Annotated in this window: 7 protein-coding genes; 3 read left to right on the plus strand and 4 right to left on the minus strand. The window is 66.6% G+C overall.

Annotated elements, in window-relative coordinates:
• Positions 1-3: 3 nt before the first annotated feature.
• The 4 genes from C8C94_RS07135 to C8C94_RS07150 all read right to left on the minus strand — a co-directional run bounded on the left by C8C94_RS07135 (position 4) and on the right by C8C94_RS07150 (position 9,847).
• Positions 4-1,122: a cell division protein FtsZ gene (locus C8C94_RS07135; RefSeq protein ID WP_121420236.1), complete on the minus strand. Its 1,119-nt coding sequence runs from the start codon at positions 1,120-1,122 to the stop codon at positions 4-6.
• A gap of 16 nt (positions 1,123-1,138) precedes the next feature.
• Entirely contained in the window at positions 1,139-4,663 is a 3,525-nt protein-coding gene (gene smc / locus C8C94_RS07140; protein ID WP_121420237.1) for a chromosome segregation protein SMC, read from the minus strand.
• A 288-nt stretch (positions 4,664-4,951) separates the two neighbouring features.
• Positions 4,952-8,134, minus strand: coding sequence for an EAL domain-containing protein (locus C8C94_RS07145; protein WP_233573429.1), 3,183 nt, complete (start codon positions 8,132-8,134; stop codon positions 4,952-4,954).
• Positions 8,135-8,389: 255 nt separating this feature from the next.
• Complete coding sequence (locus tag C8C94_RS07150; protein ID WP_121422752.1) at positions 8,390-9,847, minus strand: short-chain fatty acyl-CoA regulator family protein; 1,458 nt, start codon at positions 9,845-9,847, stop codon at positions 8,390-8,392.
• Between the two features lie 134 nt (positions 9,848-9,981).
• Between C8C94_RS07150 and C8C94_RS07155 the strand changes: the two genes are divergently transcribed.
• The 3 genes from C8C94_RS07155 to acnD all read left to right on the plus strand — a co-directional run bounded on the left by C8C94_RS07155 (position 9,982) and on the right by acnD (position 14,373).
• Positions 9,982-10,377, plus strand: a complete 396-nt coding sequence (locus C8C94_RS07155; RefSeq protein WP_121420239.1) for an acyl-CoA thioesterase — start codon at positions 9,982-9,984, stop codon at positions 10,375-10,377.
• On the plus strand, positions 10,374-11,531 hold the full coding sequence (prpC, locus tag C8C94_RS07160) for a 2-methylcitrate synthase (protein WP_121420240.1): 1,158 nt from the start codon (positions 10,374-10,376) through the stop codon (positions 11,529-11,531). Before C8C94_RS07155 ends, prpC begins: the two co-directional genes overlap by 4 nt.
• A 175-nt stretch (positions 11,532-11,706) precedes the next feature.
• Complete coding sequence (gene acnD, locus C8C94_RS07165; protein ID WP_233573579.1) at positions 11,707-14,373, plus strand: Fe/S-dependent 2-methylisocitrate dehydratase AcnD; 2,667 nt, start codon at positions 11,707-11,709, stop codon at positions 14,371-14,373.
• The last annotated feature ends 58 nt before the right edge of the window (positions 14,374-14,431 follow it).

Genomic DNA, 14,431 nt, shown 5'->3' on the forward strand with positions numbered 1-14,431 from the left:
GCACTAGCTGAAGAGTCGTCGCGCCAGCACCGACCCCGCCGACAGATCCCGTCCATCGAGCTGGTCGTACAGCAGCTCCAGGTCCGCAGCAATCGGGTCCATGGCCATCGCGGGCAGCGGCTGGCCGTTCTGGTCGCAGAGCACCCCATCCATCGCGTCGCACAGCGCGGCCCCTACGTCGCGCAGGCGCGCAAAGGGTTGTTCGGTACGGTGGACTTGCGCCACGTCCAGGCTCAGAGTGATGTCACGGATGGCGGACTGGTCGGGGTCTTCGGCCAGCGCAGCCTGGGTGTCGTAGCCCAGCGTGAGCAGGGGCGGCAAGCCCTGTGCGCTGGCAGGCAGCACTAGGCGGCCGGGCATGGCACCGGGCACAAAGCCCAGGCGGGCGGCGTTCTGCTGCACGTAGCCGGGGCTCCAGGCGGCCTGGCGGGCGCGCAGCATGAACATGAGCTGGGCATCGTGGTCGCTGGCGAACTGGTCCAGCTCGCGGGCGCGGGCCACTTCCTGCAGCATGTCGGGGAAGTCAGGGGCGGCATTGATCGCGTCGGCAAACGCCTGGGCCTTGACGACGAACTCGGAAAACTCGATCTCGTTGAGCGCGCCCATGCGGTTGGCCAGCTGCACGCCGGCCTGGAAGCTCTGGTAGCGCTGGCCCGGTGCAGGGGTTTCCCACTGCTGGTTCGCTTCGTTGAGGCCTTCGATGGCGAACGGCTTGCTGCCTGCGCGGCGGGTCGGCGGCAGCGCGGCCAGAGCAGCATCGCCCGACACCACATGCTCGGGCTGCAGCGATGCAATGACATCGATGAGCGGATCGAGCCCGGGGCGGCGCTCCAGCGAAAACGGTGGCACGGGCAGCTGCAGGGCCTCATCGGCATCCACCGCGTGCTCCGAGGGATCGGGGCCCCGGTCGAGGCCGTGAAACTCACCCGGCGGTACGGCCACGGCAGCCCCCGCATCGAAGCCGGGCTCCTGCCGCTGGGTCGGCTCGCCCGCGGGATCCACCGGCTCTTGCGGCAGCGCGCGCTTGGGCGCATTGCGGCGCGAGGTCCAGGTGTTGTAGGCCACGATGAGGGCCAGCACCAGACCGCCGATGATGGCCAGACTCAGTTGCAATGTGCTCATGGTTGGGTGGGTTGTTTCAAGCGTCTGCCATGGAGAGGGCCGATTCCATATCGACGGCCACGATGCGCGACACGCCCTGCTCCTGCATGGTCACGCCGATCAGTTGTTCGGCCATTTCCATCGCGATCTTGTTGTGGCTGATGAACAAGAACTGAGTGCCCTTGCTCATGCTGGAGACCAGCTTGGCATAGCGTTCGGTGTTGGCGTCGTCCAGCGGCGCGTCCACCTCGTCCAGCAGGCAGAACGGCGCGGGGTTGAGCTGGAAGATGGCAAACACCAGCGCGATGGCCGTGAGGGCCTTTTCGCCCCCCGACAGCAGGTGAATGGTCTGGTTCTTCTTGCCGGGTGGCTGGGCCATCACCTGCACGCCGGAATCGAGGATTTCGTCGCCCGTGATGATGAGCTTGGCCTGGCCACCGCCGAACAGTTCGGGGAACATGCGCCCAAAGTGGCCGTTGACGGTGTCAAAGGTGCCCGAGAGCAGCTGGCGCGTTTCGCCGTCGATCTTGCGGATCGCGTCTTCCAACGTGTTCATCGCCTCGGTCAGGTCGGCTGTCTGCGCATCGAGGAAGATCTTGCGCTCGCTGGCCAGCTTCAGTTCGTCCAGCGCTGCCAGGTTCACGGCGCCCAGGGCGGCGATTTCGCGGTGCAGGCGGTCGATTTCACTTTGCAGGCCACCCACGCGCACATTGCCGTCTGTGATCGACTGGGCCACGGCTTCGAGGTCGGCCTGGGCGTCGGCCAGCAAGGTGGTGTATTGCTCCAGGCCCAGGCGCGCGGCCTGTTCCTTGAGCTGGAATTCGGTGATGCGCGCGCGCAGCGGGTCGAGCGCGCGTTCGAGCTGCATGCGGCGTTCATCGCTGGCGCGCAGCTTCGTCGTGAGGTCGTCGTATTCGCTGCGCTGGGCGCCGAGCGCTTTTTCGCGCTCCATCTTCACTTCCAGTGCGGCCTGCAGGCCACCTTGCGCGGCGGCGTCGGACAGGCGGGCCAGCTCGTCGCGCGCGCGCTGCTCTTCATCGGCCAGGGCCTTGGCCTGCTGCGTGGCGGTTTCGATGGAACGGTTGAGTTCGGCGCGGCGCGCTTCCAGGCTGCGCTGGGAAAACGTGGCCTCTTGCGCCTGGCGCTCCAGCGTGCGCTGCTGTTCGCGGCAGGCGGTGAGCTTGCGCTCAGCCTCGATGACCTTGTCGCCCAGCTGGGCCTCGCGCTCCTGGCTGTCGGCCAGCTGCATGTCCAGTTCTTCAAAGCGTGCCTCGGCGGCCACGCGGCGCTCCTGCAGGTCGGCCAGCTGGGCTTCCACCTCGGCCAGATCGCCGTCGATTTGCTGGCTGCGTGCGCGGGTCTGCTCGGCCAGCTGGGTCAGGCGCAGGGTTTCGACTTGCAGCTCGTGGGCACGACTTTGTGTTTCGGTGGCTTCGCGGCGTGCGGCCACGAGGCGCTGGGAAGCATCGGCATACGCAGCCTCTGCGCGGACCAGGGCCGTGCGCGATTCTTCCGCGATCAGGGCCTGCGCGCGCAGCTCTTTTTCGAGGTGCTCTATTTCCTGCGCGCGGGCCAGCATGCCGGACTGCTCGGAGTCCTGCGCGTAAAAGCTCACGCTGTGGGCGCTGACCGCATGGCCGGTAGGAACAAACACCACCTCCCCGGGTTGCAGCGTGCTGCGGCGGGCCAGGGCGTCGTCCAGCGTGGGGGCGGTGTAGCAGCCTTGCAGCCAGTCCACCATCACGGCACGCAGGCCGGCGTCGTTCAGGCGCAGCAGGTCGGACAAGCGGGCGTGGGGTGACGATGGCTCGGGGTGGCCTGCTGCGGGGGCGCTGTAGAAGGCCAGCCGAGCTGGGGGCGCATCGTTGCCGCCGGAACCCAGGAAGCCGCGCACCATGTCCAGGCGCCCTACCTCCAGCGCGGCCAGTCGCTCGCGCAGGGCCGCCTCGAGCGCGTTTTCCCAGCCGGGCTCGATGTGGATGCGGCTCCATAGGCCTTGCAGGCCGTCGAGCCCATGTTTGGCAAGCCAGGGACGCAGCTTGCCATCGGTCTTGACCTTTTCCTGCAGCGCCTTCAGGGCCTCCATGCGGGCCGACAGGTCGGCCTGGCGAGCGCTTTCGGTGTTGACGGCCTGCTGGCGCGCGCGGCGGTCGTCGTCGAGCTGGGGTACGGACTCCTGCAGCTCGTGCAGGCGGGCTTCGGTCGTTTCTGCGATCTCTTGCGCTTCTTCGAGCTGCTCGCGCAGGTTGGTCAGGCGGGCTTCGTCGGGCGCGGCCAGCGCGTTGCGGTCGGTGCGCAGGCGCTCGAAACGGGCGTCGAGCTGGCGGCTTTGCTCGTCAAAGCTGCGCTGCTCGGCAGCGAGCACGCCAATCTGCTGCTGCACCTGCACCACGGCAGTCCGTTGCTCGGCCGTGCGGCTTTGCGCCTGGCGCAGGGCCTCTTCCAGGTCGGGCAGCTGCATGGCCTGTTCTTCGACCTGGGCGGCCAGCATCTCGGCGCGTTCTTCGGCGTCCACCCCGGCACCGGCCAGGTTTTCGAGTTCGATGTCGGCCTCTTCCTTGCGGGCCTGCCACTGGGCGATCTGCTCGGCCAGCGTGACCAGGCGCTGCTCCACGCGCTGGCGGCCTTCTATCACGTAGCGGATCTCGGCTTCGAGCTTGCCGACCTCGGCCGTGGCTTCATAAAGCTTGCCCTGGGCCTGGTTCACCTGGTCGCCAGCGGCGTAGTGGGCCTGGCGGATGGTTTCGAGGTCAGACTCCACCGCGCGCAGATCGGCCATGCGCGATTCCAGGTCGTTCACGGCCTGCAGGCCGTCCAGGCGCACCTTGTTCTGCTGTTCCTCAGCCTCGGCCCGCTTCAAAAACCACAGCTGGTGCTGCTTGAGCGTGGCGTCGGCCTGCAGGGTGTTGTACTTGGCGGCCACCTCGGCCTGCTTTTCGAGCTTTTCGAGGTTGGCGTTCAGCTCGCGCAGGATGTCTTCAACCCGCGTGAGGTTCTCGCGCGTATCCGACAGGCGGTTTTCGGTCTCGCGGCGACGCTCCTTGTATTTGGAGACGCCCGCAGCCTCTTCGAGGAACAGGCGCAGTTCCTCAGGGCGGCTTTCGATGATGCGGCTGATGGTGCCCTGGCCGATGATGGCGTAGGCACGGGGCCCCAGGCCCGTGCCCAGGAACACGTCCTGCACGTCGCGGCGGCGCACGGGCTGGTTGTTGAGGTAGTAGCTGCTGGTGCCGTCGCGCGTGAGCACGCGGCGCACGGCCACCTCACCGTACTGGCCCCACTGCCCGCCCGCGCGGTGGTCGGAGTTGTCGAAGACCAGCTCCACACTCGCGCGGCTGGCCTGCTTGCGGGTGGTGGTGCCGCTGAAGATCACGTCCTGCATGGACTCGCCGCGCAGCTCGCTGGCCTTGCTCTCGCCCAGCACCCAGCGCACCGCATCCATGATGTTGGACTTGCCGCAGCCGTTCGGGCCCACCACGCCGACCAGTTGCCCGGGCAGCATGAAGTTGGTGGGTTCAGCGAACGACTTGAAACCGGAAAGCTTGATCGAGGTGAGACGCACGGGTCAGGGGGCGGGCAAAAAGAGGAAGAAGGCTGGGGTGCAAAAAGTGGCGCCAGACGGACGTTCCGGGCCGGAACACGCAGGCCGCAGCAAGGGCGGAATGATACCGCGCCGCCCGATGACCACGGGCCCTTGGCAGCATGCCCAGACGCCAGAGCGAGGGTGCGACAGAAACATTCGGAAAAAACAGGCCCTACCGCTTATCCAGCAACGATTTCACGCTATGAATATTGATATTCTGCAGCAGTGCCAGCAAGGCCCGGGGCCGGATGGGGCAGCGTTCCTGGGTTACGCGCCGTGTGCGTCGTGTGCGTCCTGCGGGTCCTGCGCATCCACCCCATTGGTTTTGCGCACCAGTGCCTCAAACTCGGCCACGGGCACGGGCGGGCTGAAGAGGTAGCCCTGCCAGGCGTGGCAGTTGTGGCGCTCCAGAAACTCGCGCTGGGCCTCGGTTTCCACCCCTTCGGCGATCACGCGCAGGCCCAGGCTGGTGCCCAGGGCCACCACGGTGCGGGCGATGGCGGCGTCGTTGGGGTCGGTGAGCACGTCGCGCACAAAACTTTGGTCGATCTTGAGCTGGTCCAGCGGCAGGCGCTTGAGGTAGGCCAGCGACGAGTACCCGGTACCAAAGTCGTCCAGCGAGAAGCCCACGCCATATCCCTTGAGCTGGCCCATCTTTTCGATCGTGTCTTCCACGTCCTGCAGCAGCAGGCCTTCGGTCAGTTCCAGCTTGAGCTGCGGCCCCTGCGCGCCTGAGCTGGCCAGTGCTGCCAGCACCTGGGCCACAAAACCGGCCTGGTGGAACTGGCGCGGGCTCACGTTCACGGCCAGCCCCAAACCCGCCAGGTCGGCGTGCCGCGCCCAGCGGGCCAGTTGCGCGCAGGCCGCCTGGAGCACCCATTCACCCAGCGGAAGGATGAGGCCGGTCTCTTCCGCCAACGGAATGAAATGCGCAGGCGAGACAAACCCGTCGCGGGGATGGCGCCAGCGCAGCAGCGCCTCGGCCCCCGTGATGCGGCCCCGGTCGATCTGCGGCTGGTAGTACAGCTCGAACTGGCCCTGCGCCAGGCCGATGCGCATGTCCAGCTCCAGCGCGGCGCGCGCGCTGACAGCAGCCTGCATCTGGGGGTCGTAAAAGCGCAGGGTGTCGCGGCCCGCATTTTTGGCCTGGTAGAGCGCCAGGTCGGCCCGCTTGAGCAGCTCGTCCACCGTCTCGCGCATGCCGCTGAAAATGGTGACCCCCATGCTCAGCGAGCTGTGGTGCGCCGCGCCGTTGAGCACGTAAGGCTCGCGCAGGGCGGTCAGGATGCGCTGACCCACCTCTTCGCTGCGGGCCGCAGCCTCCTCAGGGTTGTCGCCCAGGTCTTCCAGCACCACCACAAACTCGTCGCCGCCCTGGCGGGCCACGGTGTCGTCCTCGTGCACGCAATTGCGCAGCCGGTGGGCCACCTGCAGCAGCAGGTTGTCGCCGCTGTCGTGGCCCCGGGTTTCGTTCAGTGTCTTGAAATTGTCCAGATCCAGCAGCAGCAAGGCGCCGCTGCGCTGGTGGCGGGCACTGGTGGCCAACGCCTGCTGCAACCGGTCCATGAGCAGGCGGCGGTTGGGCAAGCGGGTGAGCGGGTCGTAGTAGGCCAGGTTGTTGATCTCTTCCTCGGCCGCCTTGCGCTGACTCAGGTCCTGCATGGTGACAAGGTGCCCGCCCTCCACCACCACCCCCGACACCTCGACGGGCCGCCGTGTGCCATCGGCACAGCGAATGGTGTACTCGCGGGCGGGTATCACCCCGTCGCCCGCCACGGCCTGCTTTGCGGCCTGGCGCCAGGCATCGTGGACAGCGGTGCGTTCAGATTCGTCGGGGTAAGCGCGCTGCCACCAGGTTTCCACGTCCGGTACGTCTTGCGCCGTGTAGCCGCAGATCTGCACGTAGCGGTCGTTGCGAAAACTGATGCGGCCGTCGGTCTGGACCAGGCACAGGCCCATGGGCAGGCGTTCCAGGATGCCGCGCAGCCGGTGCTCGTTGCTGCGCAGGGTGTCTTCCATGCGCTTGCGCGCGGTGATGTCCTGCACCACCGCGATGTGGTGGTCAGGCCGGGCCCCGGGTACCCACATGGGCGACACCGTGAGGTCCACCCACGCGATGTGCCCGCTCTTGTGGAGGTAGCGCTTTTCGAGCCGGTACTCGGGCACTTCGCCTTTCTTGAGGCGTTCCAGGTGCTGTGTGTCGGCCTCCAGGTCGTCAGGATGGATGAGGGCCTGGACATGGAGCGCAGCCATCTCCTCAGGGCTGTAGCCCACGATGTCGCAATAGCGCTGGTTGGCGCGTAGAAATCGGCCGGTGGTGGTGTCCAGCAGCGCCACGCCCACGCTGGCCTGGTTGAATAGGGCATGAAACCGTTCTTCGCTTTCGCGCCGGGCATCTTCGGACACCTGGGCCCGTGCGAGGGCCAGCGTGCGCTGGCGCACCAGCAGGCCCACGGTAGACGCCAGCAGCAAGGAGACCAGCGCACCGCCCAGCCCCACCAGCACAGGCAGCCGCGCCTCGGAGGGCGACAGGAACGAGCGGGCCGGGTAGAAGGTCAGTCGCCAGCGCCGGTCATGCACCTGCAGGTCGCGCACAAACGGCTGCGCGCCCGGCAATGCCGCCGATGACTGTGCCAGCAAGGGCCGCACCGTGGAGTCGGCAGAGCCTGCCCGCACCGAACCATGGTCGGCCATGGACACAACGATCCCGTTGAGCAGGCCCTGGCTGCCCAGCGCCTGCACCAGGTCATACACCCGGATGGTGGATGCCACGGCCCCCAGAAAACGAGGCTCCGGCGTGCCCGCCGTGTAGTCGAAAACCGGCACGCGGATCACGAATCCCTGGCGGTGTGTTTCTTCCTGCAGCAAATCAAACGGGGCAGAGACCACGGTGTGGCCGCTGTCCCGGCTGTACTGCATGGCGGCCAGATTGGTGGGCTGGCTGCTGATGTCAAAGCCCAGCACACCTTCGTTGCCTGCCATGGGCCACAGGTATTCGGCCACAAAGTATTCCGCCCGTTCGCCCGGCGGCCGGATGGTGAAGTTGGGGTAGCCCTGGGAGGTCAGCGAAGTGTCGGCACGCACGCGGGCTTCGTAGGCGGCCCGCTCGGCGCCAGGCACCCAGCGGGTGAACGACAGGTTGCGCACACCGGGGTAGCGCTGGCCCACCTCCAGGTCGCTGGCCGCGCGCTCAAACTCCAGGCGCGTGAGGTGGGGATTCGCCGTGAACAGGCCGCGCAGGCCGTTGACGACTTCGGTATGCCCTTCGATGCGCTGGCTCAGCGCATCGGCAAACCCGCGCGCCTCCTGCATGAATCGCGCGCGCCCGACCTGGGCCACAGAGTCGGCCTGCTGCCAGGCCAGCCAAAGGCTCACCGTTACGCCGAGCACAGCCACGCCCAACCCGGCCATCCAGTGCCGGTATCGACCGTTTTGCGTCAGTGGGGCCATGGCGTGGGGCGGGTGGGCGTTGGCATTCGGTAGCAGAGCAGAGCCTGGACAAAGGTACCTGCGTTATGGGTATGTGCCATGGCAGCCGCACCAAGGATTCGGGCAAAGCGCAGGATAGCGGCAATCTGCCATCCGTTGGAGCAAGCGGCGGCACAACAACTGGTTACCAATCAGTTATTTGGTAGAAAGTGCCGTCAGCGCAACACCCTCATGCGTCGACAGCTATGAATTGATGAGCGGTTTTCATAACCCAGGTCAAGAGAGTGTCTGCCCCTGGCGGCCCGCCACCGGGTAGGGCGCAAAGCGGCTTCGATTCTCGTTCACATCCAGCGCGCGCCCTATGGGGGGAAACGCCCGCTGCGGGCAGGCGTCGCGCTCACACACCTTGCAGCCCATGCCGATGGGCACGGCGGCCTCGGGGTTGGCTAGGTCCAGCCCGCGCGAATACACCAGCTGTGGTGCGTGGCGGATGTCGCAGCCCAACGCCACGGAGAACTCCTTGCCTGGCACGCCCCACCCTCCCCCGCTGCGCGCTACGGTGCGCGCCACCCACAGGTAGGCGCGGCCGTCAGGCATGCGCGCCACCTGTGGCACGGTGCGGCCGGGCTGGGCAAAGGCCTCGTACACATTCCACAGCGGGCAGGTGCCGCCGATCTTGCTGAAGTGAAAGTGTGTGGCCGACTGCCGCTTGCTGATGTTGCCCGCGCGGTCCACCCGGATAAAGAAGAACGGTACGCCGCGCGCGCTGGGTCGCTGCAAGGTGGACAGGCGGTGGCACACCGTCTCGAAGCCCACACCAAACTGCTGGCCCAGCCGGTCGATGTCGTAGTGCGCCGCTTCGGCCGCCTGCAAAAAGGCCGTGTAGGGCAGCACCAGCGCCCCCGCAAAGTAGTTGGCCAGACCGATGCGCGCCAGCGCCCGGGCCTGGTCGCTGGACAGCCCGGCGCTGTCGGCCAAGCGCTGCAGCTCCGCGCCCTGCTCCAGAAACGCCAGCTGCGTCGCCATCTGAAACGCGCGCTGCCCGCGCTCCAACCCCGCCGCCAGCTGCAGCAGCCCGGCCTCGGCCTGGAACACGCGCTGCGCCTGGCCAGGCAGGTCGGCCACATCCACCACGCGCACCCCGTGGGCCACGAGCAGGCGTTGGGCCAGCGCCTCATCGGCCCGGCCGGGCAGCAGGCCCCAGTCGGCGGCACATCGCTCGGCCGCGTCGTCCAGCTCGGCAATGTGGTTCTGGCGCGCAAAGAAGAAGTCGCGTACTTCTTCATAGGCCATGGGTGGGTGCGGGGCCAACACGCCCTCGCCGCTGCGGTCATTGCCCAGGGCCGCCAGCCGCTCCAGGGCCTGCCGGTGCCGCTGGTGGAGCGCCAGTAGTGTGCGCGCGACGGCAGGCATACCTGCGGCCAGCTCGCGGATCTCGGCCAGCGAGACGGCATCGCCCGCGCCCTCCCCGCCCACACCCGCAGGCAGGTCCGCCAGCACCTCTCGAAGGCCGGTGATCAGACGCGCCTCGTCGTCGTCCGAAAAGCGCTGCACATCCACACCGAACACGGCGTTGATCTTGAGCAGAACGGGCACCGTGAGCGGGCGCTGGTTCTGCTCCAGCTGGTTGAGGTAGCTGGCCGACAAGTCCAGCGCCCGGGCCAGCGCCACCTGGGTCATGCCGCGCTCTTCGCGCAGGCGGCGCAGGCGCACACCCATGAAGGTTTTTTTCATTCCATCTTTCTCAGTGGTGCTTGGTAGCACCTTCACCATCATTCGCAATATTTGCAAATTGACGGTTTTGCATTCGCAATCATTCGCCAATTCAGCCCTTACAGAGGGGTGCCATTGTGCGTAAATTGCGAAGCATGACAACCCCCACTGGCACCGTCGAGCTGACGGAAATCGTGTTCCCCGCCGAAGCCAACCACTACGGCACGCTGTTTGGCGGCAACGCCTTGCAGCTCATGGCCAAGGCGGCATTTCTGGCAGCGCGCGGCGCCGCACAGCGCGATGTGGTGATGGCGGGCGTGACCGACGTGCGTTTTCTGGCCCCCGTGCCCGTGGGCCATGTGCTCACGCTGCGCGCCTGGGTCAGCCGCATCGGGCGCAGCTCGCTCACCGTGTGCGTGACCGGTCTGGCCGCCACGCTGGGCTCGCCACCGGAAGAGGTGCTGAAGGGAATTTTTGAAATGGTGGCGGTGGATGGCAAAGGCCGCCCCGCTGCCATCGCCAACGCATACGTAAACCAGGAGACCGCATGACTACCACCGTTGAAACCCCGGGCTTCAAGCCCAAGAAGTCCGTCGCGCTCTCGGGCGTGACGGCGGGCAACACCGCCCTGTGCACCGTGGGCCGCACGGGCAACGACCTGCACTACCGGGGCTACGACATCCTCGACATTGCCGAGGTCTGCGAGTTCGAAGAGATCGCCCACCTGCTGGTGCACGGCAAGCTGCCTACACGCGCCGAGCTCCGGGCCTACAAGTCCAAGCTCAAGGCCCTGCGCGGCCTGCCGATGAGTGTGAAGCAGGCGCTGGAGCAACTGCCCGCCGCCAGCCACCCCATGGACGTGATGCGCACGGGCGTCTCGGCCCTGGGCTGTGCGCTGCCTGAAAAGGACGACCACAACCTGCCGGGTGCGCGCGACATTGCCGATCGGTTGATGGCATCACTCGGTTCGATGCTGCTCTACTGGCACCACTGGGCCAGCTCGGGCCGCCGCATCGAGGTGGAGACCGATGACGACTCCATCGGCGCGCACTTCTTGCACCTGTTGCACGGCTCCAAACCCAGCGCTGCCTGGGAGCGTGCCATGCACACTTCGCTCAACCTGTATGCCGAGCACGAGTTCAACGCCAGCACCTTCACCGCCCGCGTGGTGGCCGGCACGGGCAGCGACATGTATTCGGCCATCACCGGCGCCATCGGCGCGCTGCGGGGCCCCAAGCATGGCGGCGCCAACGAGGTGGCTTTCGAGATCCAGAAACGCTACGACAGCCCCGACGAGGCCGAGGCCGACATCCGCCGCCGCGTGGATGCCAAGGAGGTGGTCATTGGCTTCGGCCACCCGGTCTACACGGTGAGCGACCCGCGCAATGTGGTCATCAAGGGCGTGGCACGCAGCCTGTCAGAAGATGCCGGCAGCACCAAGATGTTCGATATTGCCGAGCGGCTGGAGACCGTGATGTGGGAGGCCAAAAAGATGTTCCCCAACCTCGACTGGTTCAGCGCCGTGAGCTACCACATGATGGGGGTGCCTACCGCCATGTTCACGCCGCTGTTTGTGATTGCCCGCACCAGCGGCTGGGCGGCACACATCATCGAGCAGCGGCAGGACAACAAGATCATCCGGCCGAGTGCGAACTACACAGGGCCAGAAGACCTTGTGTTTGTGCCCATCGAAAACCGCGCGTAGTGCCCAGCTGCCCCTCTTTCTTCCTCCCTCTCCCCTCGCGGGAGAGGGCCGGGGAGAGGGGGTGAACGAGCACTGCGTCACCTTGCAACCGCCCCCTCTCCCCCAAACCCTCTCCCACGAGGGGAGAGGGGGGTTAACAGCCGGGCGCCAAAATGCCCCGCCATTCCAGCCCATGATGAACACCCAATTCCGCCGCCCCTTGCCGGGCACCACTTTGGACTACTTTGACGCCCGCGTCGCCGTCGAAGCCCTGCAGCCTAACGCCTGGCCCACCCTGCCCTACACCGCCCGCGTGTTTGCCGAAAACATCGTGCGCCGCGCCGATCCGGCCACCGTCAACGACTGCCTGCGCCAGCTCGTCGAGCGCCGCAGCGACCGCGACTTCCCCTGGTACCCGGCGCGCGTGGTGTGCCACGACATCCTGGGTCAGACGGCGCTGGTGGATCTGGCGGGCCTGCGCGATGCGATTGCCAAGGAGGGCGGCGACCCGGCCCAAGTGAACCCCGTGGTGCCAGTGCAGCTCATCGTGGACCACTCGCTGGCCGTGGAGTGTGGCGGGTTCGACCCCGACGCCTTCGCCAAGAACCGCGCCATCGAAGACCGCCGCAACGAGGACCGCTTCCACTTCATCGAGTGGACCAAAAAAGCCTTCGCCAACGTGGATGTGATCCCGGCGGGGAACGGGATCATGCACCAGATCAATCTGGAAAAGATGTCGCCCGTAGTCCATGCCGACCGGGGCGTGGCCTACCCCGACACCTGCGTGGGCACCGACAGCCACACACCGCATGTGGACGCCCTGGGCGTGATCGCCATCGGCGTGGGCGGCCTGGAGGCCGAGAATGTGATGCTGGGCCGCGCATCGATGATGCGGCTGCCCGAGATCGTGGGCGTGCAGCTGACCGGCCAGCGCCAGGACGGCATCACCGCCACCGATGTGGTGCTGGCGCTCACCGAGTTTTTGCGCAAGGCCAAGGTGGTGGGCGCCTACCTGGAGTTCTTTGGCGAAGGCGCGTCCAAGCTCACGATTGGCGACCGCGCCACCATCTCGAACATGGCGCCCGAATACGGCGCCACGGCGGCGCTGTTCAGCATCGACGAACAGACGCTGGAGTATCTGACGCTGACGGGCCGCGAGGCGGAACAAGTGAAGCTGGTCGCGACCTATGCCAAGACAGCGGGATTGTGGTCCGACACCCTCAAACATGCGGTCTACGCGCGCAACCTGGTGTTCGACCTGTCGAGCGTGGTGCGCAACCTGGCCGGCCCCTCCAACCCCCACGCGCGCGTGGCCACGTCCGACCTGGCGGCCCAAGGCATCGCGGGCCCCTGGGCCATGCCCGCACCACAGGACGGCACGATGCCCGATGGCGCTGTGGTCATTGCCGCCATCACCAGCTGTACCAACACCAGCAACCCGCGCAACGTGATTGCTGCGGCCCTGCTGGCGCGCAACGCCAACCGGCTGGGCCTAGCACGCAAGCCTTGGGTAAAAACCTCGCTAGCGCCCGGCTCCAAGGCAGTGGAGCTGTATCTGAAGGAAGCCGGTCTGCTGGTCGACCTGGAAAAGCTCGGCTTTGGCATCGTGGGCTTTGCCTGCACCACCTGCAACGGGATGAGTGGGGCGCTGGACCCTGCCATCCAGCAGGAGATCATCGACCGCGACCTGTACGCGACCGCCGTGCTCTCGGGCAACCGCAATTTCGACGGGCGCATCCACCCCTATGCCAAGCAGGCGTTTCTGGCCTCGCCCCCGCTGGTCGTGGCCTATGCGATGGCGGGCACGGTGCGTTTTGACATCGAAAAGGATGTGCTGGCGGTGGTGAACGGAAGAGAAATTCGTCTCAAAGACCTGTGGCCCAGCGACGCGGAAATCGACGCCGTGGTGAAGACTGCCGTGAAGCCCGCGCACTACCGCACCGTGTACGAACCCATGTTCGCCATCCGACCGGGCGATGGCGAGCGCGTCTCGCCGCAGTACGGCTGGCGAACGCAGTCCACCTACATCCGCCGCCCGCCCTACTGGGACACCGAGGGCATCGGCGCACTGGCCGCCCACCCGCGCACCTTGCAGGGCATGCGCCCGCTGGCCCTCCTGCCCGACAACATCACCACCGACCACCTCTCGCCATCCAACGCCATCCTGCCGGACAGCGCAGCGGGTGAATATCTGGCGCGCATGGGCGTGCCCGAGGAGGACTTCAACTCCTACGCCACGCACCGGGGTGACCACCTCACCGCCATGCGCGCCACGTTTGCCAACCCGCAGCTCGTCAACGAAATGGCTGTGGTGGATGGCCAGGTGAAAAAAGGCTCGCTCGCCCGCGTGGAGCCCGAGGGCCAGGTGATGCGCATGTGGGAGGCCATGGAAACCTATCTGAACCGCCGCCAGCCGCTCATCATCATTGCCGGTGCCGACTACGGCCAGGGGTCCAGCCGCGACTGGGCCGCCAAGGGTGTGCGGCTGGCGGGGGTGGAGGTGGTGGTTGCCGAGGGCTTTGAGCGTATTCACCGCACCAATCTGATCGGGATGGGTGTGTTGCCGTTGGAGTTTGAGGTGGGGGTCAATCGCATCACGCTGGGGCTGGATGGGAGGGAGGTGTATGACGTGGAGGGTGATCTGATGCCCGGTGCGAAGGTGATGCTTGTTGTTCAAAACAAGCTGGGTGAGGTGGTGAAAGTGCCCATGCGCTGTCGGCTAGACACTGCAGAGGAGGTTTCGGTGTACGCGGCGGGTGGTGTGCTGCAGCGTTTTGCGCAGGATTTTTTGGCGGCGCGGGCTGGGGTCGCCCCCTCTCCCCAACCGCTCTCCCGCGAGGGGAGAGGGGCTCGCGCACGATGACAATCGCTGCTATTTATCTTGCTCCCCTCGCCCCTTGTGGGAGAGGGGCCGGGGGAGA

It is taken from the genome of Acidovorax sp. 94 (assembly GCF_003634645.1).
Classification (GTDB): domain Bacteria; phylum Pseudomonadota; class Gammaproteobacteria; order Burkholderiales; family Burkholderiaceae_C; genus Acidovorax; species Acidovorax facilis.